At 40.1% G+C, this 26,049-nt stretch carries 25 protein-coding genes; 20 read left to right on the top strand and 5 right to left on the bottom strand.

Annotated elements, in window-relative coordinates:
- The first annotated feature begins 3 nt into the window (after positions 1 to 3).
- The 18 genes from L1068_RS02320 to L1068_RS02235 all read left to right on the top strand — a co-directional run bounded on the left by L1068_RS02320 (position 4) and on the right by L1068_RS02235 (position 16,123).
- The gene (locus L1068_RS02320) at positions 4 to 1,545 is read left to right on the top strand and encodes a hypothetical protein (RefSeq protein ID WP_237128885.1); all 1,542 of its coding nucleotides are present in this window, start codon (positions 4 to 6) and stop codon (positions 1,543 to 1,545) included.
- A gap of 72 nt (positions 1,546 to 1,617) precedes the next feature.
- A complete protein-coding gene (locus L1068_RS02315) occupies positions 1,618 to 2,076 on the top strand; it encodes a type III secretion system chaperone (protein WP_237128884.1) in 459 nt (152 codons plus the stop codon).
- An 18-nt stretch (positions 2,077 to 2,094) separates the two neighbouring features.
- Positions 2,095 to 2,538 carry a type III secretion system chaperone gene (locus L1068_RS02310; protein ID WP_237128883.1) on the top strand — a complete coding sequence of 148 codons (444 nt, stop codon included), beginning with the start codon at positions 2,095 to 2,097 and terminating at the stop codon, positions 2,536 to 2,538.
- A 27-nt stretch (positions 2,539 to 2,565) separates the two neighbouring features.
- Complete coding sequence (locus tag L1068_RS02305; protein ID WP_237128882.1) at positions 2,566 to 3,288, top strand: winged helix-turn-helix domain-containing protein; 723 nt, start codon at positions 2,566 to 2,568, stop codon at positions 3,286 to 3,288.
- An 87-nt stretch (positions 3,289 to 3,375) separates the two neighbouring features.
- Positions 3,376 to 4,476 carry a type III secretion system gatekeeper subunit SctW gene (sctW, locus tag L1068_RS02300; protein WP_237128881.1) on the top strand — a complete coding sequence of 367 codons (1,101 nt, stop codon included), beginning with the start codon at positions 3,376 to 3,378 and terminating at the stop codon, positions 4,474 to 4,476.
- A complete protein-coding gene (locus L1068_RS02295) occupies positions 4,473 to 4,847 on the top strand; it encodes a hypothetical protein (RefSeq protein WP_237128880.1) in 375 nt (124 codons plus the stop codon). Before sctW ends, L1068_RS02295 begins: the two co-directional genes overlap by 4 nt.
- Entirely contained in the window at positions 4,847 to 5,227 is a 381-nt protein-coding gene (locus L1068_RS02290; protein WP_010558983.1) for a hypothetical protein, read from the top strand. The genes L1068_RS02295 and L1068_RS02290 overlap by 1 nt, the downstream gene beginning before the upstream one ends.
- Positions 5,227 to 5,631 carry a hypothetical protein gene (locus L1068_RS02285; RefSeq protein ID WP_010558984.1) on the top strand — a complete coding sequence of 135 codons (405 nt, stop codon included), beginning with the start codon at positions 5,227 to 5,229 and terminating at the stop codon, positions 5,629 to 5,631. Before L1068_RS02290 ends, L1068_RS02285 begins: the two co-directional genes overlap by 1 nt.
- A complete protein-coding gene (sctV, locus tag L1068_RS02280) occupies positions 5,612 to 7,726 on the top strand; it encodes a type III secretion system export apparatus subunit SctV (protein ID WP_237128879.1) in 2,115 nt (704 codons plus the stop codon). The genes L1068_RS02285 and sctV overlap by 20 nt, the downstream gene beginning before the upstream one ends.
- Positions 7,727 to 7,863: 137 nt before the next feature.
- Positions 7,864 to 9,234 carry a type III secretion system ATPase SctN gene (gene sctN, locus L1068_RS02275; RefSeq protein ID WP_343221822.1) on the top strand — a complete coding sequence of 457 codons (1,371 nt, stop codon included), beginning with the start codon at positions 7,864 to 7,866 and terminating at the stop codon, positions 9,232 to 9,234.
- Complete coding sequence (locus L1068_RS02270) at positions 9,231 to 9,710, top strand: YscO family type III secretion system apparatus protein (protein ID WP_237128878.1); 480 nt, start codon at positions 9,231 to 9,233, stop codon at positions 9,708 to 9,710. The genes sctN and L1068_RS02270 overlap by 4 nt, the downstream gene beginning before the upstream one ends.
- On the top strand, positions 9,707 to 11,215 hold the full coding sequence (locus L1068_RS02265; protein ID WP_237128877.1) for a hypothetical protein: 1,509 nt from the start codon (positions 9,707 to 9,709) through the stop codon (positions 11,213 to 11,215). The genes L1068_RS02270 and L1068_RS02265 overlap by 4 nt, the downstream gene beginning before the upstream one ends.
- Positions 11,212 to 12,195 (top strand): type III secretion system cytoplasmic ring protein SctQ, encoded by a 984-nt coding sequence (gene sctQ, locus L1068_RS02260; RefSeq protein ID WP_237128876.1) that lies wholly within the window; start codon positions 11,212 to 11,214, stop codon positions 12,193 to 12,195. The genes L1068_RS02265 and sctQ overlap by 4 nt, the downstream gene beginning before the upstream one ends.
- 1 nt (position 12,196) lies before the next feature.
- Positions 12,197 to 12,847 carry a type III secretion system export apparatus subunit SctR gene (gene sctR, locus L1068_RS02255; RefSeq protein ID WP_010558990.1) on the top strand — a complete coding sequence of 217 codons (651 nt, stop codon included), beginning with the start codon at positions 12,197 to 12,199 and terminating at the stop codon, positions 12,845 to 12,847.
- Between the two features lie 3 nt (positions 12,848 to 12,850).
- Positions 12,851 to 13,117: a type III secretion system export apparatus subunit SctS gene (gene sctS / locus L1068_RS02250; protein WP_010558991.1), complete on the top strand. Its 267-nt coding sequence runs from the start codon at positions 12,851 to 12,853 to the stop codon at positions 13,115 to 13,117.
- A 2-nt stretch (positions 13,118 to 13,119) separates the two neighbouring features.
- A complete protein-coding gene (gene sctT / locus L1068_RS02245; protein ID WP_237128875.1) occupies positions 13,120 to 13,905 on the top strand; it encodes a type III secretion system export apparatus subunit SctT in 786 nt (261 codons plus the stop codon).
- 8 nt (positions 13,906 to 13,913) lie between these two features.
- Entirely contained in the window at positions 13,914 to 14,993 is a 1,080-nt protein-coding gene (gene sctU, locus L1068_RS02240) for a type III secretion system export apparatus subunit SctU (protein WP_237128874.1), read from the top strand.
- A 176-nt stretch (positions 14,994 to 15,169) separates the two neighbouring features.
- Complete coding sequence (locus L1068_RS02235; protein WP_237128873.1) at positions 15,170 to 16,123, top strand: hypothetical protein; 954 nt, start codon at positions 15,170 to 15,172, stop codon at positions 16,121 to 16,123.
- Positions 16,124 to 16,247: 124 nt separating this feature from the next.
- Here L1068_RS02235 and L1068_RS02230 read toward each other — a convergent pair whose 3' ends face one another.
- Entirely contained in the window at positions 16,248 to 16,445 is a 198-nt protein-coding gene (locus L1068_RS02230) for a hypothetical protein (RefSeq protein ID WP_237128872.1), read from the bottom strand.
- A 238-nt stretch (positions 16,446 to 16,683) separates the two neighbouring features.
- On the opposite strand from L1068_RS02230, the gene L1068_RS02225 reads away from it, so the two are divergent.
- Entirely contained in the window at positions 16,684 to 18,720 is a 2,037-nt protein-coding gene (locus L1068_RS02225; protein ID WP_237128871.1) for a winged helix-turn-helix domain-containing protein, read from the top strand.
- A gap of 411 nt (positions 18,721 to 19,131) precedes the next feature.
- The gene (locus tag L1068_RS02220; RefSeq protein ID WP_237128870.1) at positions 19,132 to 21,942 is read left to right on the top strand and encodes a bifunctional aconitate hydratase 2/2-methylisocitrate dehydratase; all 2,811 of its coding nucleotides are present in this window, start codon (positions 19,132 to 19,134) and stop codon (positions 21,940 to 21,942) included.
- Between the two features lie 164 nt (positions 21,943 to 22,106).
- Here L1068_RS02220 and L1068_RS02215 read toward each other — a convergent pair whose 3' ends face one another.
- The 4 genes from L1068_RS02215 to L1068_RS02200 are packed head-to-tail and all read right to left on the bottom strand — an operon-like array spanning position 22,107 to position 26,040.
- A complete protein-coding gene (locus L1068_RS02215; protein WP_237128869.1) occupies positions 22,107 to 23,027 on the bottom strand; it encodes a glycosyltransferase in 921 nt (306 codons plus the stop codon).
- Entirely contained in the window at positions 23,017 to 23,895 is an 879-nt protein-coding gene (locus L1068_RS02210; protein WP_237128868.1) for a polysialyltransferase family glycosyltransferase, read from the bottom strand. The genes L1068_RS02215 and L1068_RS02210 overlap by 11 nt, the downstream gene beginning before the upstream one ends.
- Positions 23,892 to 24,914, bottom strand: coding sequence for a hypothetical protein (locus L1068_RS02205; RefSeq protein ID WP_237128867.1), 1,023 nt, complete (start codon positions 24,912 to 24,914; stop codon positions 23,892 to 23,894). The genes L1068_RS02210 and L1068_RS02205 overlap by 4 nt, the downstream gene beginning before the upstream one ends.
- Positions 24,907 to 26,040 (bottom strand): hypothetical protein, encoded by a 1,134-nt coding sequence (locus L1068_RS02200; protein WP_237128866.1) that lies wholly within the window; start codon positions 26,038 to 26,040, stop codon positions 24,907 to 24,909. Before L1068_RS02200 ends, L1068_RS02205 begins: the two co-directional genes overlap by 8 nt.
- Positions 26,041 to 26,049 lie beyond the last annotated feature (9 nt).

Raw genomic sequence — 26,049 nt, 5'->3', positions numbered from 1 at the left:
AACATGACTATAGGCAATAATAATGTGGGTGATGTGAATCAAACCACCACTCAGACGACCACAAAGGTAGATAATACGCCTACTACAGTCAGTAATAATGCGACTAACAATCGTCAAGTTACTGATGTAACAAACCAATCCGAAACCCAAGCACAACAAGTGACATCAAATGATAACCGCAATACATTTCAAAAAATGGTTGATGGTTTTTGCGAAAAATTTGGAGAATTTTGGAGCAAAGTAGAGAACAGTTTTGAAAATTCAAGGCTTTATAAAGGCATGCAGGGCTTTGGTAAGGGAATGGCGTTAACAGGTAATGCAATTGATTATGCAGCTGGCGCGGCGCGAGAAGCAGTTCAAGAGCCAGTATCTCGCGGCCTTGGAATAGAAAGTGGGGTCATTGATGCGTGTGTGCATCGAGACATAAGGCAAGGAAATTTTCCCTCAAAGTTTAGCGCTGAAACTAGCCATTACATATTGGAAAGTTACCCAGATAACTTGCGTGGAATGAACGCAAGTTATCTGATGAAAGAACTTGCTAATGAGACTGATTTTGCAAAGCTATTTACTCTCCACCTTATGAGTGAGTATTCAAGCGAAAATATTAAATTTTTAAATGATGTACAAAAAAATATCTTAGTTGATGTAAATCAACCGCTAAATAGAGGTAGCAACAATTTAGAGTTTGGTGCAGATGATGTACTTGATTTGTTCAACAAATACCTAGGAACTAATGCAAGTACCACTGTTAATATAGGTTCGACAACACGAAAAGCAGTTGGTCACGATTTCCACAGTTATGTTTCAGCACTCAAAGATTTAGAATTAGCAACGCGCGCTCAAACAGATGACAATGCGCAAAGGCTTGGTGGCCAAGATGTAGCACGCAATTTACAAATTAGTAAATCGCCAAATGTATTAGATGGTGACATGGCTAAGTTAAAATCTGTCGATATTAAATTAACAGATGAAATTGACCAAAATGATCCCTTGTATACAGAGAAACAGGCTGTTTTAGATTGTAAGAGCAAGCTAAGTACATCGTTACGTGCGTCAATAAATGAAATTGGCACATTAATGAACGACCCAAATCTCAGACTAAGAACGCAGCTAAATCAAAATGTTAAAGGTACAGCGTATGATCCGAGTACGTTAACACCAGCTCCTGCTGCAACGGTTGCTCCTGCTGCGCCTGCAGCTACTGTTACGACTGTTGCGTCAACATCAAGTAATGCTGCTGTTACATCAAGCGCAAATATTGAAACACGCATTTCAGATCTTGCAAATGCGATTGATGCAAATGCTAATCAAATAACTCATTCAAGCACATTTAGTCACAGTCATATGACATTAGCGCATATTTCAAAAGTCGCGGATGTAATAGAGCCAACAAATAGCTTGTCGGTAGATGAGTTGAGTGTGCCGCAAAATGACGATCAATTAGCTGTTTCAAACGAGAGTAATGGCAATGTGTCAAATAATTCGATTGGCAGAACACACACCTATGGCAATACCTTAACGGTACCGGGAATGGGCGAAAATTAGTCCGCTATAACAAACACGTTAACTGTATTAAACCAGTGGAGCAGTAAAGCTGCTTCACTAAGAGAGAATATCATGAGTAATAAATTCAAAGAATTAGTCACTGAATGTGCAAAGCTTATTGGCTTCGAAAAACCTGATGTAAAAGAAGACTTTTATGCACTTTTGATTGATCGCATTCGAGTGTTAATAGAACCCGCTGATGCCACCGAGACGGAAAAAGAAAGTCTCTTTTTCTACGCTCAACTAGAAACGCTGAATGATGATGAGGTTCCGCCAGTAAGCACATTTATTCTGCAAAAAAATGCAGAATTTAGCGCAACTGGTGGCACGTCGATTGGTGTTTTACCGAATGACAATATCGTGACAATTTATCAATTGTTACCAAGTGAGTTAGACCGTGCAGAATTGGTTATCGCAGAGTTAAATAAGTTTGTCGACATTGCTGAACAAGTGAAAAAAGACATCGCCGAAGTTAAATACTTACCGACATCAACAAACCAGCCATTAGATAACACACTGTTATCAGTTTAGCGCGAAGGAGTAATTAATATGAAACAATTCAAATTAATGGTTGAAGAAGCGTGCGCTTTATTAGAAGTCACACCACACGCACTGTCAGATGAAGATTATCAAGTAAATTTAGAGCAGTTAGTGTTTCGTATCTCGTTTCATCCGAGTGACGGCACATTTGGCTTAAAGGCTGCATTAGCAAAATCGAAAGGTGACTTACCTTCTTCTGTTTATAACTTAATGCTTAATGCCAATGCAACGGGCGTTCAGTTACAAGGGTGCAAAGTGGGAATTGATTCCGCAACCAATCAAATTGTATTAGCAAAACTATTACCTTCGGTAATTCAAGAAGGTGAACAATTAGCGCAAAAGATTTTATCTTTTACTCAGATAGCGCTGTTTTGGCAAATGACCTTAGCGACCGCAAAAGATGAAGCGAACGACGATGTCGTGCCGTTACATTCGAGCATGTTACCGGTTTAATGGTTCGATTTTAAACGGGGGTATTCTATGGTTCTCAATGTTGAAGCGATTCCGCAAACAATACTGATTATTGGATCGGACCATCTTGCTGTAGAACGCCTTCGAGTAGGTTTTTCTGAGGTTGGCTGGTTTGTTTTAATTGAACAAAATTGTCAACGCGCACTTAGCTTATTGGCTAATTTAACGGTCTCTACGGTTATGATTTTCGATGAAGACTCAGCTCTGACGAGTGATGTTGAGTCTCTAAAAATTAAAACGCGAGGCATGTTATTTGTTTTGTCGAATATATTGACTGAGAATCAACGATTAGCATTTTATAACCTGGGCGTGAATCACGTGTTTTCTAAACAAGCGCTTGCACTTGAAATTAGAACCGTGATTACCACCTTACAGCAACAACAATTGATGCAATCACTGCCAGCCACTGCGCCAGTAGTTGATGATAAAAAGTGGCATTTTTGTTCACAAAGCCGTGTGCTCAGTGTTGATGAAAAAGTTATCGGCTCACTGTCATACAGTGAAGCAAAAATATTAAAAATGCTGATTGATAATCACAACGAGACCTTATCAAGAGAGCGATTAATGATGACTTTAGGGCGCTTTAGACCTAACCCTGAAGACCGCACGTTAGATAGGTTGATCTGTAATTTACGTAAAAAGTTTAAGAAAGTGTGTCCTAACACACAGTTTATCTTATCGCTTTATGGCCATGGCTATGTGTTTACATCAGCAAATACAACACAAACCTAATACTTGGGCCAAAACTTAATAAAAACTCGTCTTTTTTCACAAAAATCGCCTTATTAATTGATTTACTCTTACCCTAAGGAGTGAAATATGTCTATAAATGCAGCGCCGATAAACCCAAATCAGTTTAATGCAAAACTGGCGGGAGCAAATGTCGAAACGAAAACAACCAGCCAGTTTCAAAACACTTCTGTTGGAGTGATTGGAAACAGTGCGCAAAACCATCTAAATGCACTAGAAGAGCTGACCAAAGCGTTGGGCGATAAAGCATCAGCTCAATTTACGCAAAGTAAAGCCAAAGACATGCGCCAGTCAAATGCTGACCGTGTTGAAAAAATTCAACAATTAATGGAAATGGCGTTTAAGGTTGAAAAACGCAATCAATTAGATGAATTAGCGGCAGATTTACTATCAGGTGGCAAAACCGACCATCAAGCGCTTAGACAAAAATTACAAGAATTCAGCGATGATGTAACGGAGCAATACATTGGCTTATTAAGTGTGCGTGAGCAACTTAGTGCAGGCGAGGGTAATGAAGCCATTCTTCAACTGGTTAACCAACAGTTAGCTGAACTAGAGCGCAAATACGGTCAAACATTGACCTTAGGTGTTAACACCTTTATTCCAACGATTGAAGCTGCCAATGCCGGTTTAGATGAAGGTAGTCAGCTGCGCCAATTCTATGCTGATTCGGTAATGGATTACCAAGGCACTGCTGCTGCATTTTCGGATTTAATTGAAAAGTATGGTGAAAGTCGTTTTGAGACTGCCATTGCTTTTATGTTGCAGGCGCTAGCGGCCGATTATGAAGCGCAAGGCAGCAGTATCGATAAGTCGCAGCTTAGTGTGATTATGAAAGATATGAACCGACTGAAAATGCTGGCGGCGATGTTTGATCAGTGTAACGAGGTTGCGCAAAAGCTCGACCAAGCACAAGTCACGCCACGTGGACTAATGCAAAGTGTCATTACCATAAATGATATGCCGTGGGCTGAACAAGCTGACGTGGAAAGAGCACTCAATGTAAGTGATTTACCGCTTGGTACACAAATCAATTTGTTTGCTGAGGTGCGTAATATTGTGAATAACATTCCACAAGATGCGTTCAAAGATCCAGAGCTGCACGGGCAATGTGTTTTGGCGTTAGAAGCAGCGCGTCATGCGGTAATTGCAATAGAGGAAGCGCTATGAGTGATTGGTTAGAGAGCAGCTTAAATGGTTTTTTAGCCAAGCTCGGTTTACCTATGCAGCCGTGGCAGAGTTCTCCTCATTTGTCTTTGCAATTCGATGGAGACATAACCTGTGAAATATCTGTTCTCGATGCGCAATTAATGGTGAGCTTTTTAACACCTATCGTGTTATCGAGCCAGACGCAAGTACTTGCGTATTTAACCAAGATGAACCCCGTACACTTCCAAAAAGGGCTGTTTTTCCGTTATCACTGGTATCAAAACCAAGCCATTGTGCAGCTAAATTTAGCTCACGAAGAGATTACCGAAATTGCGCTAGAGCAAGCCTTTACCGCCTTACTTAATGAAAGCCAAACGATTAAGGCATTGTAATGAGCACACCGATTGATTTAAAAGTGGGTTTAACCTCCATCAGTCATATACGACATGACGAAGTGCCCACCAAACTGCCTGAAAAGTCAGAATTGCCCCAGCTAGGTGAAGCGATTGACTCGCATTTTGATGCGCTTTTTCACGTTTACCAAGGCCAAACGTTAGTCGAAAATACCTGCCGGTTATCCGACGCAACATGTAAAGAAATTGCGCATCTCAATTTATTCAATATGCCTACCGATACTTTGCAATGGTTAGGCGAAATGAAAAAAAGTGGCGATGTAGACGCTAAGACAGAGCGAGAAGCCAGAGCGGTGTTAAATGAAATTGCAGAGTTGTCTTTAATCTTGAATATTAGTAGTAAATTGTTGGTGCAATGATGACCGAAACACCAGTTCAACACAATAAAATAGAGCGACCTCATCGCGAGTATCGTCAATGGCTATTGATGCAAGCGCAGCTGCAACAAGACTATGCCAGTAATGAAAAGGCGGTGTCGTTAATTAACTTGGTTGAGTCGGTTTATGGTGCCGATTTAGAAACAGGTCTGATGCTCTGTCGCGCTTGGGCAGATCTTGGCGAATTAACCTTATTAGAACAACGCGTAGAGCGATTGCTTGCGGATAACCAATTGAACTGTGAGCAGCGTGCAGCAATTTATTATTGTTTAAGCTTTTCACGATTCCAAGCGGACGATCTTATCGGTGCACGAAGAGCCCATCAGTTGTACCTTTCTTTAGCCTCAAATATAAATCAGGAAAGTGATGAAAAACCTTCTGCTTAAAATGAGTCAACGCAGTGACTTAGCACTTGCAGTGTTACTTGTCGCCATCATTTTTATGATGATTCTACCGCTACCAACTGGCTTAGTTGATGGCTTAATTGCAATGAACCTTTCAATTGCTGTGGTGCTACTGATGATGTCGGTATACATCAAATCACCGCTTGAGTTTACTGCATTTCCAGCCGTGTTGTTGATCACTACACTTTTTCGTTTGGCACTTTCCATTACGACTACCCGCCTTATCCTAATGGATGGCGATGCTGGTGATATTATTACCACCTTTGGTAACTTTGTTGTGGGTGGTAATTTAGTGGTCGGTGTGGTTATTTTCTTAATTATTACTATTGTGCAATTTATGGTCATCACTAAAGGGGCAGAGCGTGTCGCTGAGGTAAGTGCACGCTTTTCACTTGATGCCATGCCGGGCAAACAAATGAGTATCGATGGTGATATGCGCGCAGGTGTATTAGACGTTGATGAAGCGCGAGTAAAGCGAAATGCCCTAAGCCGTGAGAGCCAGTTATTTGGCTCAATGGACGGTGCAATGAAGTTTGTGAAAGGCGATGCTGTCGCTGGTTTAATTATTATTTTCGTTAATATTTTAGGCGGTATTACCATTGGTATGAGTCAAGCCGCGATGTCGGCAGGCGAAGCCCTTGAGGTGTATTCAATTTTAACCATAGGTGATGGACTTATTTCGCAAATACCAGCACTGTTTATTTCAATTACTGCCGGTATTATCGTTACCCGTGTTTCAGCAGGTGATGAAGACGAAGAAGATCAACAAAACTTAGGTGGTGATATTGGCTCGCAGGTGACAGCTCAACCAAAAGCGCTGCTTATTGGCGCAGCACTATTAACTGGTTTTGCGCTCATCCCTGGTTTTCCCACATTTATCTTCTTAGGCTTTGCTGCTGTGATTGGTGCAGGTGGCGTCTATTTAATAAAGCATAATCAAGAAGCGGTTCAAACCGTTGAGACCTTGCCAGAAGTCTTGTCCAAAGGCAGTGGCGCAGCAGCGACAAGTTCCGCTGAAAGCAAAAAAGCAACGGCTAAAAGTAAAGCGCAAGGAGATGACTTTTCGATTACTGTTCCGCTCTTGGTTGATGTATCCGCAAATTTAGAAACAGCACTTGATGCTACCAATTTAAATGCTGAGCTTGCAGAAGTCAGGCGAGCACTTTATTTAGACATGGGCGTACCGTTTCCCGGCGTGCATTTGCGTTTTAATGCAGCTATGCCAAAAGATGAATACGCGATTTTGATGCAAGAGCTGCCTGTGGCTCGTGGCAAACTTGTACCCAATAAGATATTAGTTTCCGAGCCGGCGCAACAGTTAGATATGCTTGGCATTGCCTATCAACAAGAGCAGGCATTCTTGCCAAATATGCCGAGTTTATGGGTTGATAAAGAAGATCTTGAAGAAGTGATAGCAGGCTCATTATCGTATTTTTCAATCGATAAAGTGATGACTTTTCACTTAGCCCATGTGTTACGTAAATATGCAGAAGAGTTTATTGGTATTCAAGAAACCCGTTTTTTACTTGAAAAGCTCGAACCTCATTACGGCGAATTAGTAAAAGAAGCCCAGCGAGTTGTGCCTATTCATAAAATGAGTGAAGTGATGCAACGTTTAGTGTCAGAAGATATCTCGATTCGAAATTTGCGCGTTATCCTAGAATCTCTGGTTGAATGGGGTCAAAAAGAAAAAGATGTTGTGCAGCTCACCGAGTACATTCGTGCGAGTCAACGAAGATTTATTTGCTACAAGTATGCTGCTGGGCAAAATGTATTACCAGCATTTATGCTCGATCAGCAAATTGAGGAGCAAATCCGTGGAGCCATTAGACAAACGTCAACAGGCTGTTATTTAGCGCTTGACCCAAGTACCTCGCAAAAATTTATTGCGAATGCTGTGAGTACTGTGGGTGATTTAAAGAAATATCAACGTAAACCTGTGTTGCTGGTAGCGATGGATATTCGTCGCTATGTGCGCAAGTTACTTGAAAGTGAACTTTATGAGTTACCGGTTGTTTCCTTTCAAGAATTAACCAAAGAAATTAATGTGCAACCGGTTGGTAAAGTTGTCGTGTAATGGTTAAGCGTGGGCAATTGTCCACGCCTTCAATTTCTATTATTGCCTAAACTATAAAAAAAGCCGCCCTTGGTTAAAATCGTTATCCCTTACGTTTTTACATAATAACGCTAAGCAAAACTAACTAACGATATTCCGTGTCAGAATTCAGTAATACCCTAACCGAGTTAATTAACGAGCAAAAAGATGCTAACGCAAAGCGTATGGCACAGATGAATGCGAATTTATCTGTTGCACGTCCATTGCGCGTAAGGGGATGGGTGTCTCAGGTTTCCGGAACCATTATTAGGGCTGTGGTGCCTGGGGTGAAAATTGGCGAATTATGTCGTTTAGTTGACCCCGAAAATAATAGCTTTGTCCTTGCAGAAGTGATTGGCTTTGACGAACACCAAGCACTCTTGACCCCGATGGGTGACATGATGGGGATCTCAAACAGCACAGAGGTGATCCCAACAGGCAAACCTCACCAAATTAGGGTGGGTGAGCATCTACTCGGTGAAGTGGTTGACGGCCTTGGCCAACCAATGAATAAAGAGGAACACGCTGACTCTGAAAAAGGCTCGTTAATCAGTGTGTATGCTGATGCGCCAAATGCAATGACGCGAAATACCATCGAAAAACATCTCTCTTTGGGTGTTAAAGCCATTGACAGTGTGCTGAGTTGTGGCGAGGGGCAACGTCTTGGGGTTTTTGCGGCTGCTGGCGGTGGTAAAAGTACCTTACTTGCCATGCTTATTCGTAATGCCGATGTTGATATCACAGTACTTGCGCTTATTGGTGAACGTGGACGTGAAGTACGTGAGTTTATAGAGCGTGATTTAGGCGAAGAAGGCCGTAAAAAAGCAGTACTTGTTGTAGCTACCTCAGATAGACCCGCGATGGAACGGGCAAAAGCAGCCCTAGTTGCTACTTCAATAGCAGAGCATTTTCGTGATCAGGGTAAAAAAGTTCTGCTGTTAATGGATTCTGTAACGCGCTATGCACGGGCGCTTCGCGAAATTGGTCTCGCAGCAGGCGAGCCGCCAACACGTCGTGGTTACCCGCCTTCAGTATTTGCTGCACTACCACAATTAATGGAGCGCGCAGGTCAATCAAATACCAGTTCGATTACGGCTTTATACACAGTTTTAGTTGAAGGTGATGATATGACCGAGCCAGTTGCCGATGAAACGCGCTCAATATTAGATGGCCATATTGTACTGTCACGAGAGCTTGCTGCTGCGGCACATTATCCCGCAATTGATGTATTACAAAGTGCAAGTCGTGTGATGAATCATTTTGTTAGTTCAGGCCATAAACAGGCGGCACTAAGTTTACGAAATGCGCTTGCTAAATACAAAGAAGTCGAACTGCTTATTCGAATTGGTGAATACCAAAAAGGACAAGACCAAGAAACGGATAAGGCTGTGGAGGTCATTGACCGGGTGAAAGCATTTTTACAACAAGGCACAGAAGAAAACATTCCGTTTGATAAGTCTGCCGAGATGTTACAGGCGTTATTTAAATGATGCTTGAACGCTTACAACAAATCAAACAACGCCAACGAGCCAAATCAGAGCAAGCACTGTTGCAAGCTGGGGCAAGGTTGCGTGCGTTAGAAACGGAACTTAAGGGGCACATTGAAACGTTAGAAGAGTATATCGTGTGGCGAAAAGAACAAGAAAAAGCCCTCTATCAGCAGGCACATGATGCGTTTTTAACACGTTCTGGCGTTGATAAGTTTCGCCTCAAAATTGCGAACCTTCGCAGCCATGATGCGACCTTGAAAAAAAATATAGCGACGTGTGAACAGCAGATTGAAGCGGCAAAAAACACCGTTCAGGTATGTCAGGCTGGGTTACAAACAGCGAATAAAGCGATGGAAAAGTTTGCTTCTTTAATTGCACTTGAAAATACAAAGCGTGCATTACTGGCCAATCGCAACGAAGAAAACCAACTCGATGAATTTGTGACATCGCGCTTTTCGGGAATGAAATCCATATGAAAATTACTAATGATACGATGCAAAATCGACCTTCTAATGGAGTTGATGCGCCAACAAATCACGGCGCTCAACTAACTGAACAGGGCAGTCGCTTTAGTCATTTAATAAATGAAAAAAAACAGACTAAATACCACCAGATTAATGATGGTTTGGTGCATAAGCCGATTGAAAATATGCTTGAGAAAACGACAATAAAGCAAGAACAGCGTGTGATATCACACTCCCAACTGGATGAATTTCTGACGTCAGATTATGATGTTCCTAAACAGCAGCAAAACCCGATAATTGCTGCTAAAGGTGTTGATGATAATGTGAGTGCACAAACAGGCGGTGTAAATAAGGTTACTGCAAGCTATCAAGCTTTTGAATCTTCTTTTTCATGCCATGAGCTGACAGTTGCCTGTTGTGAGGGTTTTGAGCACTTAATTATTCCGCTGGAAGATAAAACAACCACACACGTTAATACTAAAGTTGGCGATATTGCGCATTCAACTTGCTCAGTGCAAGCTCAACCAATAGTTCAACTGTTAAACCAGAACCCACACAGCAACATTAAGCTGAGTGATACCGCGTTTACCCCAAAGCAAGACAATGCTGTCGAAACTATTGAAAGTCGCCCAATCTTTCCAAGTAAAATGTTTGAACTTGCTCCCCATTCAGTTGTATTTGAATTAGCATCAGTCAAAGCAAGTGACACTAGAGGAAACATTAACCAATTTGATGCGATCACGCTTCCTTTGCAAAAAATATTAACTAAAACGCAGTATAATAATCCGAACGTTAGCTCAGTCGACTTATTAACCAGTGCAAACATCAATACCGTTAGTTTGATTAAAGCGCCTGTGACAAACAGTAATGCGGTTGCCAGTCAAATTTTCATGCCTGAACCTTCGCATGGTTTTCATGGTAGTGTGTTGAACGATATTGCGTTTTCTAAAGACGTAAATGATTTATTACATAACAATCAGCTAAATATTACCGTCAAAGGTGAACTACCTAAGACTATTCACTGGGCTCATGCTCCGCAAAAAGTAATGCCAAGCCTTGAAGCAGCATTAGAAAACTTGAGCGACTCAATAAATGAAGTGGCAAGCTCAGTGTCATTGCAAAGTACACCGCACGCTTTGCCATCGGTTGAGCAAGTTTTTCGTGCCCATTTAAAGTCTATTGACCAAATCCATATTGTAGAAAATTTTAAATCACACTTTGCCCAGATTGACGAAGCAATACTTAAGCAATCGCCGTCATTGTCGATTTCGTTAGAAAGTCAATATTTACAAGGCGGTAAAGTACAAATTGACATTGAACAAGGGCGTTTAACAATTCATTTTGATGTGTCGTCATCACACGTTTTGGCGCAGCTTACGCAGTCTTTACCGGATTTAAAACTAGTACTGAATGAACGCTATCCGCAATTTAATACCCAATTTTCAATGAATGACTCTGACCAGCAAAGACAGCATCAGGAAGAGCGAGACGAGCAGGCTGAGGGTGAGCAATCATGATGGTAGAAAAATTCGAATTAGCCGCGACAGCACCTGAACAAGTTAGGTTTGCTAATTTATTACTAAAACAACCGCTAAGACTCGTATCAGAGCAGGTAACCTGTCATCAATTGCGCCAAATCTCAAAGCCGCAGGGGGAGCTGGTTAAAATTGAGTGTGCAGTTGGGCAACAGTCATTTAGTTTATTCGCAACCCACACTGCATTGCAGTCATGGCTTGAAAAAAAAGAGTATGCATTAAGTATAACCTCCTTACCTTCGGCTTTACTTGAAGCTTTGATTGAAAAACTGCTGTCACCACTACAGGGCAGTTTTAAACAATTATTAGGCGAATTTGTAGCGATTGCATCGATCTCACTTTCTTCACCTTATAAAGCAGATGAAGCGTCTTTTTGCTGCGAATTTACATTAAGCACACCCGACGATTTAGTCTTGTTCATCGCGTTAAAACAACACCAGCTAGCGCGCTTAATTTCACAAAACCCAACATCAGTAAGACAAGGCCTTTTGGCAATCGACCTCAAGCTTAGTGTCAGCATGGGTAAAACAACTTTGCCTCAAACCGACTATTTAGCGCTTGCTTGCGGCGATGTTGTATTTTTTGACCAATGTTATTTCGACAAAGAGCAGCGTGTTTGTCTTTTAATAGAAAACACACCTGCTTGGCAAGCAAAGCTGAATAACCACACCATCACAATTGAACATTCTTGGAGTAATACCATGAGCGAAGAACAACTTGCACAACCTAATGCGGTATTTGATTTAAATACTGTTCAAGTTGAATTGGATTTTTCTTTACCGTCACAGACCTTGTCATTACCGGACGTGCAAAACCTTCAACCAGGTTATGTGTTTGAAAGTGATTGCAACCCCGATTCTCCCATTTTGATAAAAGTGAATAATCAAGTGATTGCTAATGGCGAATTAGTCAAGGTAGGCGAAAAACTGGGTGTACGTATCTTGGATGTAGCTGGAAACTAATATGCTCGGCAATGATTTAGATTACGTCTCGTTAATTATTGCTTTAGGCGCATTAGCCCTTGTGCCCTTTTTAGCAGTGATGGCGACCTCATTTATAAAAATAGTGATTGTATTTTCACTATTAAGAAATGCGCTAGGTGTGCAGCAAACACCACCGAATATGGCGCTTTACGGTGTTGCGATGGTGCTGACCTTGTACGTGATGGCCCCTGTGGGTTTTGAAGTAAAAGAGTACATGGATAACAACCCTGAAGTAGTTGAATCGCCAGAACGTTTTGGCGAATTAATTGATAATGGGCTTAAGCCGTATTTACAATTTCTTCATAAAAATACCACCGAAACGGAACGTGATTTTTTTATAAATAAAGCACATGAGCTATGGCCTGAGAAACATGCTAAAACATTGAATGAAAACAGCCTATTAGTACTGATGCCAGCGTTTACAGTCACACAAATCACAGAAGCATTTAAAATAGGCTTTTTAATCTACTTACCGTTTCTTGTAATCGATTTAATTGTGTCAAACATCTTATTGGCAATGGGTATGATGATGGTGTCGCCGATGACAATTTCATTACCATTTAAATTATTAGTATTTGTGTTGCTTGATGGTTGGACACGTCTTACTCATGGTTTAATCGCGGGGTACTAGCAAGTGAATTTGTCGACAGCGGAACTTATCCAACTAGCGAATGAAGCACTTTATTTAACCTTGATTTTATCATTGCCGACCATTGTTGCCGCATCATTAGTAGGTACCCTGACAAGTTTGGTGCAAGCATTAACGCAAATCCAAGAGCAAACCCTATCGTTTGTGCTAAAGCTTATTGCTGTAGTTGTCACTTTGATGATTACAGGCAATTGGATGGGACAAGAGATTAGTACTTTGACCGACAATATCTTTAAAGCGATTGGTGGTTAAACATGCTAGATGCACCAGGGCTTGAACAAATCATCAAAACCTATCTGCTCGGTGTACCGCGTTTAACGGTAGCGTTTATGATACTACCGGTATTAAGTAAGTCTGTGCTGGGTGGCAGCATGGTACGAAATGGCGCCATGTTGTCGTTTGCACTTTTTATCTACCCAATGACCGCAGACTCATTGCCACCAGATTTATCGTTGGCGGACTATTTTACGATATTAATCAAAGAAATGACGTTAGGGCTGGTGATTGGATATATGGCGGCTGTGCCATTTTGGATTGCCGAAGGCGTTGGCTTTTTTATTGATAACCAACGCGGCGCTGCGATGGCGAGCTCGGTCAACCCGATTATGGGCGAGCAGACTTCACCGCTAGGTATTTTTATGACACAAATAATGGTCACTATTTTTGTTATTAGTGGCGCGTTTTTATCGCTTATCCTTGTTATGGTGCAAAGTTACGCCGTGTGGCCTGTTGGAGTGCTGTTGCCACAGTTTATGACAGGGTTGGACACGTTTATTTTGAGCCAATTAGATTTAGTGATGGAGTTGGTTGTTGTGTTGTCTGCACCAGTAATTCTAGCCATGTTTTTATCTGAATTTTCGCTGGCTTTAATTAGCCGATTTGCACCCCAGCTGAATGTGTTTTTTCTTGCCATGCCAGTGAAAAGTGCGATTGCGCTCTTTGTATTAATTTTATACCTAAAATACTTAGTAGAGCATTTATACGATTTAATCGAAAAAACACCCAGTCAAATCATTGAATTTATGATTAGCTCGTTTTAGGTATCTTTGTGTCTGAAAAAACCGAACAACCCACCCCGAAAAAGCTCAAAGATGCTAAAAAAGACGGCCAAGTTGCGAAAAGCAAAGAAATAGTGTCACTTGCTATGCTGCTAGCTGTAATGGGCTATTTTTATATTTTTGGCACAGTGTTACTCGAACAGATTATGACATTGTTTAGTTTACCAACGCATTTCTATGCTCGCGTCGATAATCACACATTTAACAAAACCATTGGCCAAATTTTATTATTGTTTTTATTGCAGACGATGAAAATGCTTGCGCCATTACTTTCAATTGTTTTTCTCACTGGCATCATAAGTAATTTAGTACAAAGTGGCTGGATTATGAGCGCCAAACCAATCAAACCTGAGCTTAAAAAAATAAGCCCCAAAGAAGGCGCAAAAAAAATATTTAGCTTTAAGAACTTAATGGAGTTCATTAAGTCACTGATTAAAATTATTGTGCTTAGCTACACCGCCTATTTTATTCTCACCAATGAAATGAAAACGCTGATGGCGATACCTCATTGTGGCGCTGCGTGTGCGTTTACGTTATCAGGCAGCTTAGTATTTAAATTAATTTTGTATTGCTTAGGTGTGTTTATCTTTTTGGCCGCAGCTGACTATTTGCTCGAAATGAAACAGCATAAAAAACAGCTGATGATGAGTCATGATGAAGTTAAACGTGAATATAAAGAGATGGAAGGCAGCCCAGAAATTAAAGGGCGCCGCAAACAATTGCATCAAGAGTTGATGGATGAGCAAGTCGAAGCGAGAGTTAAATCTTCCGATGTGATTGTGACGAACCCAACGCGAATAGCTGTAGGCTTAAAATATGATGCAACCGCAGCACCATTGCCCTATGTCACGATTAAAGGTGAACTACTCTCGGCAAAGAAAATTAGAACCATTGCTGAAAAACATGGTGTGCCAGTTATCCGCCAAAAATATTTAGCGCGAGGTTTGTTTGCAAAGGTTGAAATGGATAACTTTATTACAGAGGAATACATTGAAGCAGTTGCAGATATTATCCGTTTTGTGCGCAGTTTAGAAGATGATGATTTTGCAGAGGACGAACCTGGCTACTGACTTTAACAGTGTAGCTAACATAAATTCAAATAAATCAGTATCTTGAGTTTAAAATGAAATAAAAAACAAATTTCGTTAATTGCGCACATTTCTGCATAATTCATCGTATTTTACTCACCATAATAAGTCTTAATTTAGGAAAACAACATTAAGTTAGTTACTTATTAGGAACGAATATGCCAATACCTGATTTAGGCGGTACACAATCCGCTTCACAAACAAATGTGATTAACCCATCACAAATTAATAGTAATAATGATGCTAATTCTCAGATTAACAGTGCTGAATTAGGTCACCGTGATGTGCAACAAGTGTCAAATGACCCTGTGTCTGTGAGCTGGCAAGATAAGTTTAGTAATGCCTGCACTTCGATTAAAAACTCGATTGTTGCGACGCTAAGTAATGTGAAAGATAGCGCAGTACAATGGTGTGGCAATGCATCGGATACGCTAGCGTCTATGGGGAACGCCATTAGCAATACTGCGACTTCAATTTTTAATAGTATTAAAAGCATGATTTCAAGTAACAATAATGGTCTTTCCATTGATAGCCACGCCAATCTCGAGGCGGGAGTTTCTATTGTTGTTGATCAGAATGACCAACCGGGTGCTGGTATGGGACCCGGAGCCGCTGTTAATAACATGATGGCAATGGATGATGTGCCAAATCAAATTCAGGCAAATATAGAAGCCATGATGAACCAAAGCGGTGAAAATGCAGATGTTAATATTGTGGCAAATGGACCGCAACTTAGCCGAGAAGGCAGCATTGAAGGCATACCAGATAACATTAATTTAGGCGCTACGGCTGGCTATATTGATGATGTTGTGAATCAAAGTGATTCACCAGTGAACAGACAAATTGCAGTTGACCAAAATATTGCCGCTAAAGATACTAATTTCGAAGATGTGTTTGGCGAAGCAGGTGAGGGTAAAAGCATTGATGTCGATGCATTAAGACAAGAGGTAATTGCACAGCAAAGTAAAGCGAATGAATCAAAATTTGCTGATAACCTTAAAGCTGATTTGGATGCAATGAATGCAGCATTAGATGATATTGTTGAGGATATGGAAGAAGCAAGTTCGCAACCAAAGGAAACAATAGGAAACGACCAATATGGTGAACAGTAATTAGTTACACAGGCGGTTAATGTTGACCGCCTTTATGTTTCTTGAAATGGTTAAATATACTCAAGCGAAGTTTAACGTGAAAAGCGGTATCTACCTGGTTAAATTACCAATCAAAAACTAAAGGCTAAAACCTAATCTTAAAAGACACTGAAAAAAGGCTACCAGTGTCTTTTTTCTTTTCCACTTGCTTCTTTTTTACTTGTTGCGTATTCGTCTGCTTTGCTTGTGTGTACTGGTTTGTATTTGAAGCTTGTAACACTTCATTCTGATTGAGCTCAGGTAACGCTAATTGTGCTGAAAAAATAAGTGCAATAAGTGACATTGGTTGTTTCCGCTTTACATAAATTACGTTTGTGGTGCCATGATGCCGATTAAATTAATCCTTGTCTCTTATCAAACTATTATATCGTGAAATATAAGGTTTAACTGAAAATTACACAGCTATTTCAATGTATTACATAAAACCTTATTTGAGTATTTTTTAAATAAATAATATTACTTATAGAAAATAAAGTGAGTTATGCTAATATCGCGTTTATTTTTTGTTAACTGCGACCAACGTGATTTATCAGTTAGGACCTTGGCTTTTTGATAGCGATTTATGTTTGCTATCGAATGGTGATATTAAAACGGAATTAGACCCACTTCTTGTTAGGTTATTGCGGTATTTTATTGCACATCCAAAGCAAATTATTTCTCGCCAAATGTTGGTTGATTATGTTTGGCAGCAATCATTTGTAGATGACAATGCGATAAATCGTGCAATGTCTGAACTGAGAAAACAACTCCAACATTCTGAGCTTGAAGCGCCGCTAATCAAAACCCACTATCGTAAAGGGTACAGCTTACAACTCCAGCCAAACGTAATTGAAACCCAAAGCACTGAAGTTAACGAAAAACCAACGCGAACGAATGTACGTCTAAGTACTTTGCTTATTATCGGTGTATTACTATGTGTTGTTGGGTTACTTTATTGGTATTTTTGGCCAAAACAAAGTAGCGATTATGTGGCGACGGCAGATTTTAATACTGAACTTGCAACTAACGATAGCGGCGCTGAAATGCTTCCGTTATTTAGTTTTGATAAAGCCTTTATGGCTTACACTCGTTCTTATCCAGATACCAAAGAGAGAAAAGTCCATATTAGACGGATGGCGGATAAACAAGAAATTACGTTGGTTCACCCAACAATGATGATTTCCGCTTTGGCGTGGCAAAATCAGCAGCACAGTTTAATTGTGCAGGCTGTAGACATAAGCTTGGGTAAATGCGAGCTTCTGTTAGCAAATGTATCGGGTTTTAAAGCACGTTCGGATTTTACTCATCTATCAAATTGTAATTACCAAACAGATGGCTACGTAGCGCTAGATAAACAAGGGCGGTATTTGTATTACACATCGAGTAATAACGAACTAAAAACAAAAGCGTTGTTAAAGTACGATACAGAAACCAAGATATCACATGCATTGGTTCCGGCGCGCCCTGATTTGTTTGGCCCAGCGATGCCAAAGCTGTCACAAGACGGAAAATGGTTGGCTTATTTAATTTTTGAGAAAAATAAGCGTGTGCAAGTGTTTTTACATTCATTCGAAACGCTAGAGTCAAAAAGGCTATATCAAAATAAGTCAGCAACGTATTCATTTGCATTAGATTGGGTCGATGCAAAAACGTTGCGATTTATCGATTATGATCAAATTGTAACAATCGATATTAACTCATCAAGTGTCATTGAACGCCTATCACTACCTGATTTTGTGTTGCCTTATTATATAAGTCACAGAAGCAAAACAGATCTTTATTACACAACAGGTAACACCCAACACTACGGTTTTAAACAGGTTGATGACTTTGGCCGTGGGCATGATGCGTACATTATTTATGAATCAAAACAAAACTCATATTTTATTCAGTACGATAATGAGCGCCAGCAATCCTATTTTATTTCTAAACGAAGTGGCATACCGCAGGTATGGCATGGCAACAAATTAGGCGTTAAGCAATTAACCCATTTTGAAGATAAAGCAACTGCATTATCAAAGTTAAAATTAAGCCCGAACAGCAACCATTTGTTGTTTGAACGAAATAACTGCATTGAAATTTTAAATGTAGAATCGGGGAAATTACGCAGCGTTGATTTTTTAGCGAAAAAAGAACTCTTGTCGATCATATGGGGCGAAAACAGTAATACTTTGTTGTATGTAGAAAAAGGTGATGATGCACGGGTAAAGCGATATGACTTTATAACAGAGGAACAGCAAACCATATTATCAGTAAACTCTTTGTCACTATTTAATAGTAATAACGGTGTGCCTTATGCCGCAACTGATAAAGGCTTAGTTAATCTAGATACGAAAGAATTAGTTACGTTGCCTGACAATATTATTGTCGATTTAAATATGCGATTTAGCTCCGTAGATGATTACTTTTACGCAACTGACCGAATTAAAACGGTTTATCGTTTTAAAGCTGGTGATAAAGAAGCCGATGTCAGTAAGCTCGATTTTAATATTCACAGTATGGACATAACAAATAAGCACCAAATATTACTTGGTAGTAGAACCATGAAAGATATAAATATCGAACGGATCTGGTGGTAAATCGCTATTTAACGCTTTTTTGCGTTCAAATATCAACCTAAATTATATTTTTTCACCCTAATATAAGTATCATTTATAGTGGGTATTATTTGGCTAAATCCTGCTTGCGATATCCTCGTGTTACAATGCCAGAAAATGAATATATAAAGTGAAGCCGACAGATAAAACAGACTGTTGCGTAATCCCATTAACGTGCTTTAATTGGTTGCAAAGTGGTTAGGTTTTTGTTTGGTAATAATAACTATTATCAATGAGTTATTGACGACTTCACGATTATGACCAGTAAGGTTATCAATTAGTATTAATTTACTGAGTTTTTCATGTTTTTTAGACTCGACAGTTTAGTGAGTGAGTAAAAATCATGTAAAATACTTAGTTCATATCTTTTCAAAAACACGTCGAGAGTTTTTTATGAGTTTGTACACAGAATACATGGAAGAAATTGAGGTTCGTCAAAAAGACCTTGGTTTAAGCCCAAAGCCAATTGATAGTGCAGAGCTACTATCTGAGATCATCGCTCAAATTAAAGATACAACAAATGAGCACCGTGAAGATTCATTAAAATTCTTCATCTACAACACACTCCCTGGTACTACACCAGCGGCAGGCGTTAAAGCGCAATTCTTAAAAGAAATCATTCTTGGTGAAGAAAGTGTTGCTGAAATTTCAGCTGACTTTGCGTTTGAACTACTTTCACACATGAAAGGTGGTCCATCAATCGCAGTATTACTTGATCTTGCACTAGGTAATGATGAAGCAGTTGCAAAGCAAGCTGCTGACGTACTTAAAACACAAGTATTCTTATACGATGCTGATACAACGCGTTTACAAGATGCGTTCAAAGCAGGCAACGCAGTTGCTAAAGAAATCTTAGAAAGCTACGCAAATGCTGAGTTCTTCACAAAACTTCCTAACATTCCAGAGAAGATTGAAGTTGTAACTTACATTGCAGGTGAAGGTGATATCTCAACTGACTTACTTTCTCCAGGTAACCAAGCGCACTCACGTGCTGACCGTGAATTACACGGCCAATGTATGATTACACCTGAAGCACAACAAGAAATCGTTGCACTTAAAGAAAAGCACCCTAACGCGAAAGTAATGCTTATCGCTGAAAAAGGGACGATGGGTGTTGGTTCTTCACGTATGTCTGGTGTGAACAACGTAGCACTTTGGGCGGGTGAGCAAGCGAGCCCATACGTTCCATTTATTAACATTGCACCTGTAGTTGCCGGTACAAACGGTATTGCGCCTATCTTCCTTACTACGGTTGACGTAACTGGTGGTATCGGTCTTGACCTTAAAAACTGGGTTAAGAAAGTAGACGCTGACGGTAAAACAGTTACAGACGCAAATGGCGACCCAGTACTAGAAGAAGCTTACTCAGTTGCAACGGGTACGGTATTAACTATCGACACTCAAGCGAAGAAACTATACAACGGTGACAAAGAGCTTGTAGATGTGTCATCTGCATTCACTCCACAGAAAGTAGAATTTATGCGCGCAGGTGGTTCTTACGCGGTTGTATTCGGTAAGAAACTTCAAACGCTAGCTGCAGAAACGTTAGGCGTTGATGCACCAGCAGTTTACGCTGCTTCAAAAGAGATTTCACACGAAGGCCAAGGTCTTACTGCGGTTGAGAAAATCTTTAACCGTAATGCGGTAGGTGTTCAATCTGAAACGTCACTTCACGCTGGTTCAAACGTACGTGTTAAAGTTAACATCGTAGGTTCACAAGATACAACGGGTCCTATGACATGTCAGGAACTTGAAGCGATGGCTGCTTCAACGATTTCACCACTTGTAGATGGTGCTTATCAGTCTGGTTGTCACACAGCATCAGTTTGGGATGCAAAAGCGCAAGCAAACATTCCTAAACTAATGGCGTTCATGAACAAGTTTGGCCTTATCACTGCACGTGATCCAAAAGGCATTTACCACTCAATGACTGACGTAATCCACAAAGTATTAAACGATATTACAGTGGACGACCGTGCAATCATCATCGGTGGTGACTCACACACGCGTATGTCTAAAGGTGTCGCATTCGGTGCCGACTCAGGTACTGTAGCACTTGCTTTAGCAACAGGTGAATCGGCAATGCCAATTCCTGATTCAGTTAAAGTAACGTTTAAAGGAAAAATGGCTAAGCACATGGACTTCCGTGACGTAGTACACGCAACGCAAGCGCAAATGCTTAAGCAATTTGGCGGCGAGAACGTCTTCCAAGGTCGTATTATCGAAGTTCACATTGGTACGCTAATGGCTGACCAAGCGTTTACTTTCACTGACTGGACTGCAGAAATGAAAGCGAAAGCGTCAATCTGTATTTCAAACGACGAAACACTTATCAAGTCAATCGAACTTGCTAAGAGCCGTATCCAAATCATGATCAACAAGGGTATGGAAAACGAAGCGAAGACGCTTCAAGGTCTTATCGACTTAGCTGACGAGCGTATCGCAGGTATTAAGTCTGGTGAGCAACCAGCACTTGCACCAGATGATAACGCTAAGTACTACGCAGAAGTTGTGGTTAACCTTGACGAAATCGTTGAGCCAATGATCGCTGACCCAGATGTAAACAACGATGACGTTTCTAAGCGTTACACGCACGATGTTATTCGTCCAGTTTCTTTCTACGATGGCAAACCAGTTGACCTTGGTTTCGTTGGTTCGTGTATGGTTCACAAAGGTGACATGCAGATCATCGCGCAAATGCTACGTAACCTAGAAAAGCAAAACGGTTCAATCGAATTTAAAGCGCCACTAGTTGTTGCGCCACCAACATACAACATTGTTGATGAGCTTAAAGCAGAAGGTGATTGGGAAGTACTTGCTAAGTACGCAGGTTTTGAGTTTGACGATGCAAATCCGAAAACAGCTGCACGTACTAAGTACGAAAACATCCTATACCTAGAACGCCCAGGCTGTAACTTATGTATGGGTAACCAAGAGAAAGCTGAGCCGGGTGACACTGTAATCGCAACATCAACACGTCTTTTCCAAGGCCGTGTAGTAGCTGATACATCTGACAAGAAAGGTGAGTCACTACTTGGTTCAACACCATTAGTAGTACTATCTTCAATTCTTGGTCGTTTCCCAACTATGGCTGAATACTCAGCAGCAGTTGAAGGCATTGACCTAACAGCGTTTACACCACTTGAAGAAGAACTAACGACTAAGTTTGGTTCTGAGCAAGCAGTACCTGTTAAAATGGTTTAATAAACCGATTTAACGAAAAAGCGCGGTAAGTTCTACTTACCGCGCTTTTTTATTATCTAACGAATCATTTAAGTGTTCTTATCACCGCTCTGATGTGAGCCGCTATTCATGATATTTACGAATAACCGCAACTTTACCATTTTCAATTCTCGAGATAAGTGCCATTAGTACGGTTTTCCTGTTGGCTTTAAAACTTCACGCCATTGATTTGCCCAATTACCCTGAAAGTGGGTTTTAGAGTAGTTTTTTACTTTTTGCATGGTGATCATCTTTGGTTCGTCTTTTTGATTTAACCATGTTGACACCACCGAATCAAAATTGGATAAATCTTCGTGTAATAAGGGAAGACTCAGATCCTGATAGAGAAAATGTTGGCTTTGAATGTCACACACAATGGGAATGAGCCCTGTACTCATTGCCTCCATAAGTGCAAGTGACTTACCTTCACGGTTACTGCAACTAATGTAAAAAGCCACATTATTAATCACCTTGTTAAGTTGTTGATGATTCAGAGCACCATAAAATTGAATATTAGGGTATTGGTCTTTTAATGCTTCATGTAAGCTGCCATCGCCAACAATATGGAGAGAGGCAAGGTGGGCATGTTTTTGCCAATACTCGCAAAGTACGTCAACACCTTTTGATTTTTCAAGGCGTCCGAAGTAAATCACATCTTTTGATGTTGGGCTTGAGTGTGAGTCCAATGCTGACTCGTTTTCAATAATATGAAATGCCTTACTAGCTTGTGTAGAGAAAATACCGCTGTTAACTAAAATGACGCGATAACAATAGCTATTAAAAAGCTTATGCAATAAAAATATAAATTTTGCATGCTTTCCCGGCCCATGCAGCACACATATATCTTTTCTATAAAAAAATCTAAACGCTGAAAATAGAGACGCTCTTGTATCATGGAAAATATATTGGTTAGCCGGACTTAATAAAGTGAAAAAGAAACAGATTAATTGCCACACAGATTTATCTTTTAAAGTAATAAAAGGAATAGCAAATTCGCTCTGCATTTTTCTTACATATATCTCGGCGCCACCGAAGCTTTTATCACTCCAAAGAACATTATAAATCATGTTTTAAAAGGTACTCTTTAACTTGGGTCGCATAATCTTTTTGGCTGTGGGGTGTGTGCTTTTTTAACTTTTTTTGCCACGATAGATCCTTTTGCAATGTTAACCATGTATGGTTTTTAAATCGATAGTCGAGTAATCCTGAGCGATATCCCGCTACGGTAGAGGCGTTTTGATAAATACAATCGACAACTTTAAATAAGTTTAGGTGGTTAAACTTATCAATGTTTGAGCGTGGGTGTAATTTAACATAGATAGTGTCGCCAATTAGCTGTTGCAGCTCAACCAACAAAGTAATCTCTTGTTGTTCAGAAATCCCCAGTGTTTTTGTCAGCGGTTCATCCACGTAAAAGCAGGGCACAGGAGTGGCGCATACTTTGGCGTCAGTTTTAGCACCAAAGCTGCTCACATCAGGCGCATTACATAAAATGTACTCGACATTATGTTGTTCAGTAAAATGCTGTTGCCACTCCGTTTTATAGGCCTCGGTAAAATAAAACAGCAACACTTTAGGTTGGTGAGCTTTGTGTGCCAAATACCAGCGAGAAAGTTTTAAACGGCCAATAGAGGAGAGCCAATAAACGAGTTTTTTAAAGTTTTGTTTATAATAACTTAGAGGTACCTGATCTCTTCTTGGGTTTTTAGCGTGCTGAAGAATAACAATGGTGTCAGCACTCCTGCTTGCTAATTTAAACGCCTCGATGTCAGGAGGGCGACGACCCCAAATAAACACGTGCTTTGCATGACTAAATTTACATTTTCCAAATATCGAACGTTTATCTTCGTGATAATAAAAATCACACTGATTGTGTAATACATGGCGGGCAAAGCGCTCTTTCTCCAAAGCATCTATGTTTACAGAGAGCTTCATAATTTACCTGTTTTGTTCTGTTTAAAAATACGACTAACTACACACCACAGTAACGGATCGGTTAGTGGTATCTTGGTCAATAGCAAGCAGAAACTTGGTGGATTTTTTACACTGCATAAAAGCAACACAAACACCACAGGAATCGCAAGTAGTCCAAAAATCAACACACTTGAAATTAATGGCCCCATATCAAATATTACTAAGTTACTTAACTGTTCTGCACTTAAACCTAGGGCAGGTGTGGTGGCGCTAAATAAAGATATGGCATGAAAACGTGTTACTTCGTCAAAACCCGTTGTTGCGTAATGACCAACTTTGTATTGTAAGAAAGTGACAACGATATACCCTAAGTAAACTATCGCCGGAGATAAAAGCAGTAACAGCGAAAGCTTTAAGTTAAAGCGAATGGGTGCATAAATGAGTAGGTAAGCCAACATGAGTAAAGCAACTGCAGCAGCTGCAGAAAAGCTAAGTAGTGCAAAAATAAGAATAATGCATTTTTGCAAAAAATAGTCTTTTGAATTTGCAAGGTGTAACAAGCACACTATCGCGATTAAATGGTACGCATAAGTCGACGGTTCTTGGTAAACACCGGATCCCCTAAAACTAATTAATTCAAATGCACCTATCTCATGACGTGATTCGCCATATATTATTTTGGCAATGATGTCATAGCCTAAGAACTGAATACTTAAGATAGACAGAATGAAAAACATGATTAGTAGATAAGCGACAGATAGCCAATGTTTTTCGTGAACGTCAAAATCGAACAATAAAAAACTGATAGACAAAGCACAGTACACAATAATCAAAATCTTAACGGGGTCGTCTTTGTATATAAAAGCACAAATAGATAGCAACAGCGCGACTAACAGTGTATTGATAATTTTATAGATGTCATAGGTCTTTGTAGATACTAACGCAAGCAAAAGCGCGAAGGGAAAAAACAGTTTTAACCCTACAAACGGGAGTGGCACAGTCGCTAGACTAATGGATAATGCATAGAGATAGCTAGTCATTACAATGCCTTAGCAGAAAGTACCGACAACTACCATGAAATAAAGCAATTGCGAGTGCGTAAAAAATCAATGCTGAAGCATCAGGGTATGCCAGTGCAATTGCGTCAAATAAGAAATACAAAACAAGACAACAGAATGCAGAAACCGCAGTTGCTTTTAACGCTTTGGTATGAAGCCCTTTATAATTCAGTAGAATGTTCATTTGACCAAACTTCAGTAAGATGGCTTCAAACAACATAAAGAGAATGAAATAAAACAAAAGATTTGGGATAAAAATATACGCTGCAAAGGAACCGAAAATGGAAAGCAAAAACAGAAGCTTAAATTGGCTCTGCTTTATCTTGTTATAATGGGTCAGCAAAGTCTTGCTGTCTTTAGTGTCTAAGTGATGAACACGAAGCAATATGAGAGCACCTAATGTACCCGAAATAAAAGCACTGATTTTGATAAGAATTAAGTAATCTGTCTGCGAATCGGTACACAGCTTTACTGCAAGCAGGGTAACCAGTGGAATGAAGAATGTACTTAAGCTATCTAAAATATAGATTTTTAAATTAGGGATTTGTTTCCAGTTATAACTGAATTCATCGGGTGAGATAAAAAAGAAAACCACACAGGCTAAAAATAAGCAAATAGCAGCAATATGAAATTTTGCACTTTGGTAATCACCTACCATGACAAATAAACACACTAGCGATAGTAAACAAAAATTCAACAGGCCATTTTGCAAGAAGAACCCATTGCGATTACCTTGTCTAATCATATAACTGCCAATGTTAAACAACATCGCTGCGGTTATTGAAACCAATAAAATAATATACGCATGGCGGTTAACTAACACCATCACTTGCGCAGCAACTAATAAACTGACCTGAATTAAAAACACATTTTCAAGGTGTTGCCGTTTTACACTTGGGTTAAGGTTTTGCTGCAGATAAACAGGCACTCCCAATCGGAAAAATGGCAGTAAAAGCGGTGAATATAATAAAATATCCAGCAAAACATTACGCACATTCGCGTGTTCAACCAGATCTAAGCTCTTAATAAATGTAAAAAGAATAACTGCTGGCACCAAACGATAAAGGATATCGAGCAGCTTGGATAGATCAAAGCTGTTATGGTACATAGTTGTGAG

It is taken from the genome of Pseudoalteromonas sp. MMG024, from assembly GCF_021654175.1.
In the GTDB taxonomy this organism is placed as follows: Bacteria; Pseudomonadota; Gammaproteobacteria; order Enterobacterales; family Alteromonadaceae; genus Pseudoalteromonas.
Note: the sequence above shows the minus strand (reverse complement) of the source record. Positions and strands in the feature narration are given on the sequence as shown.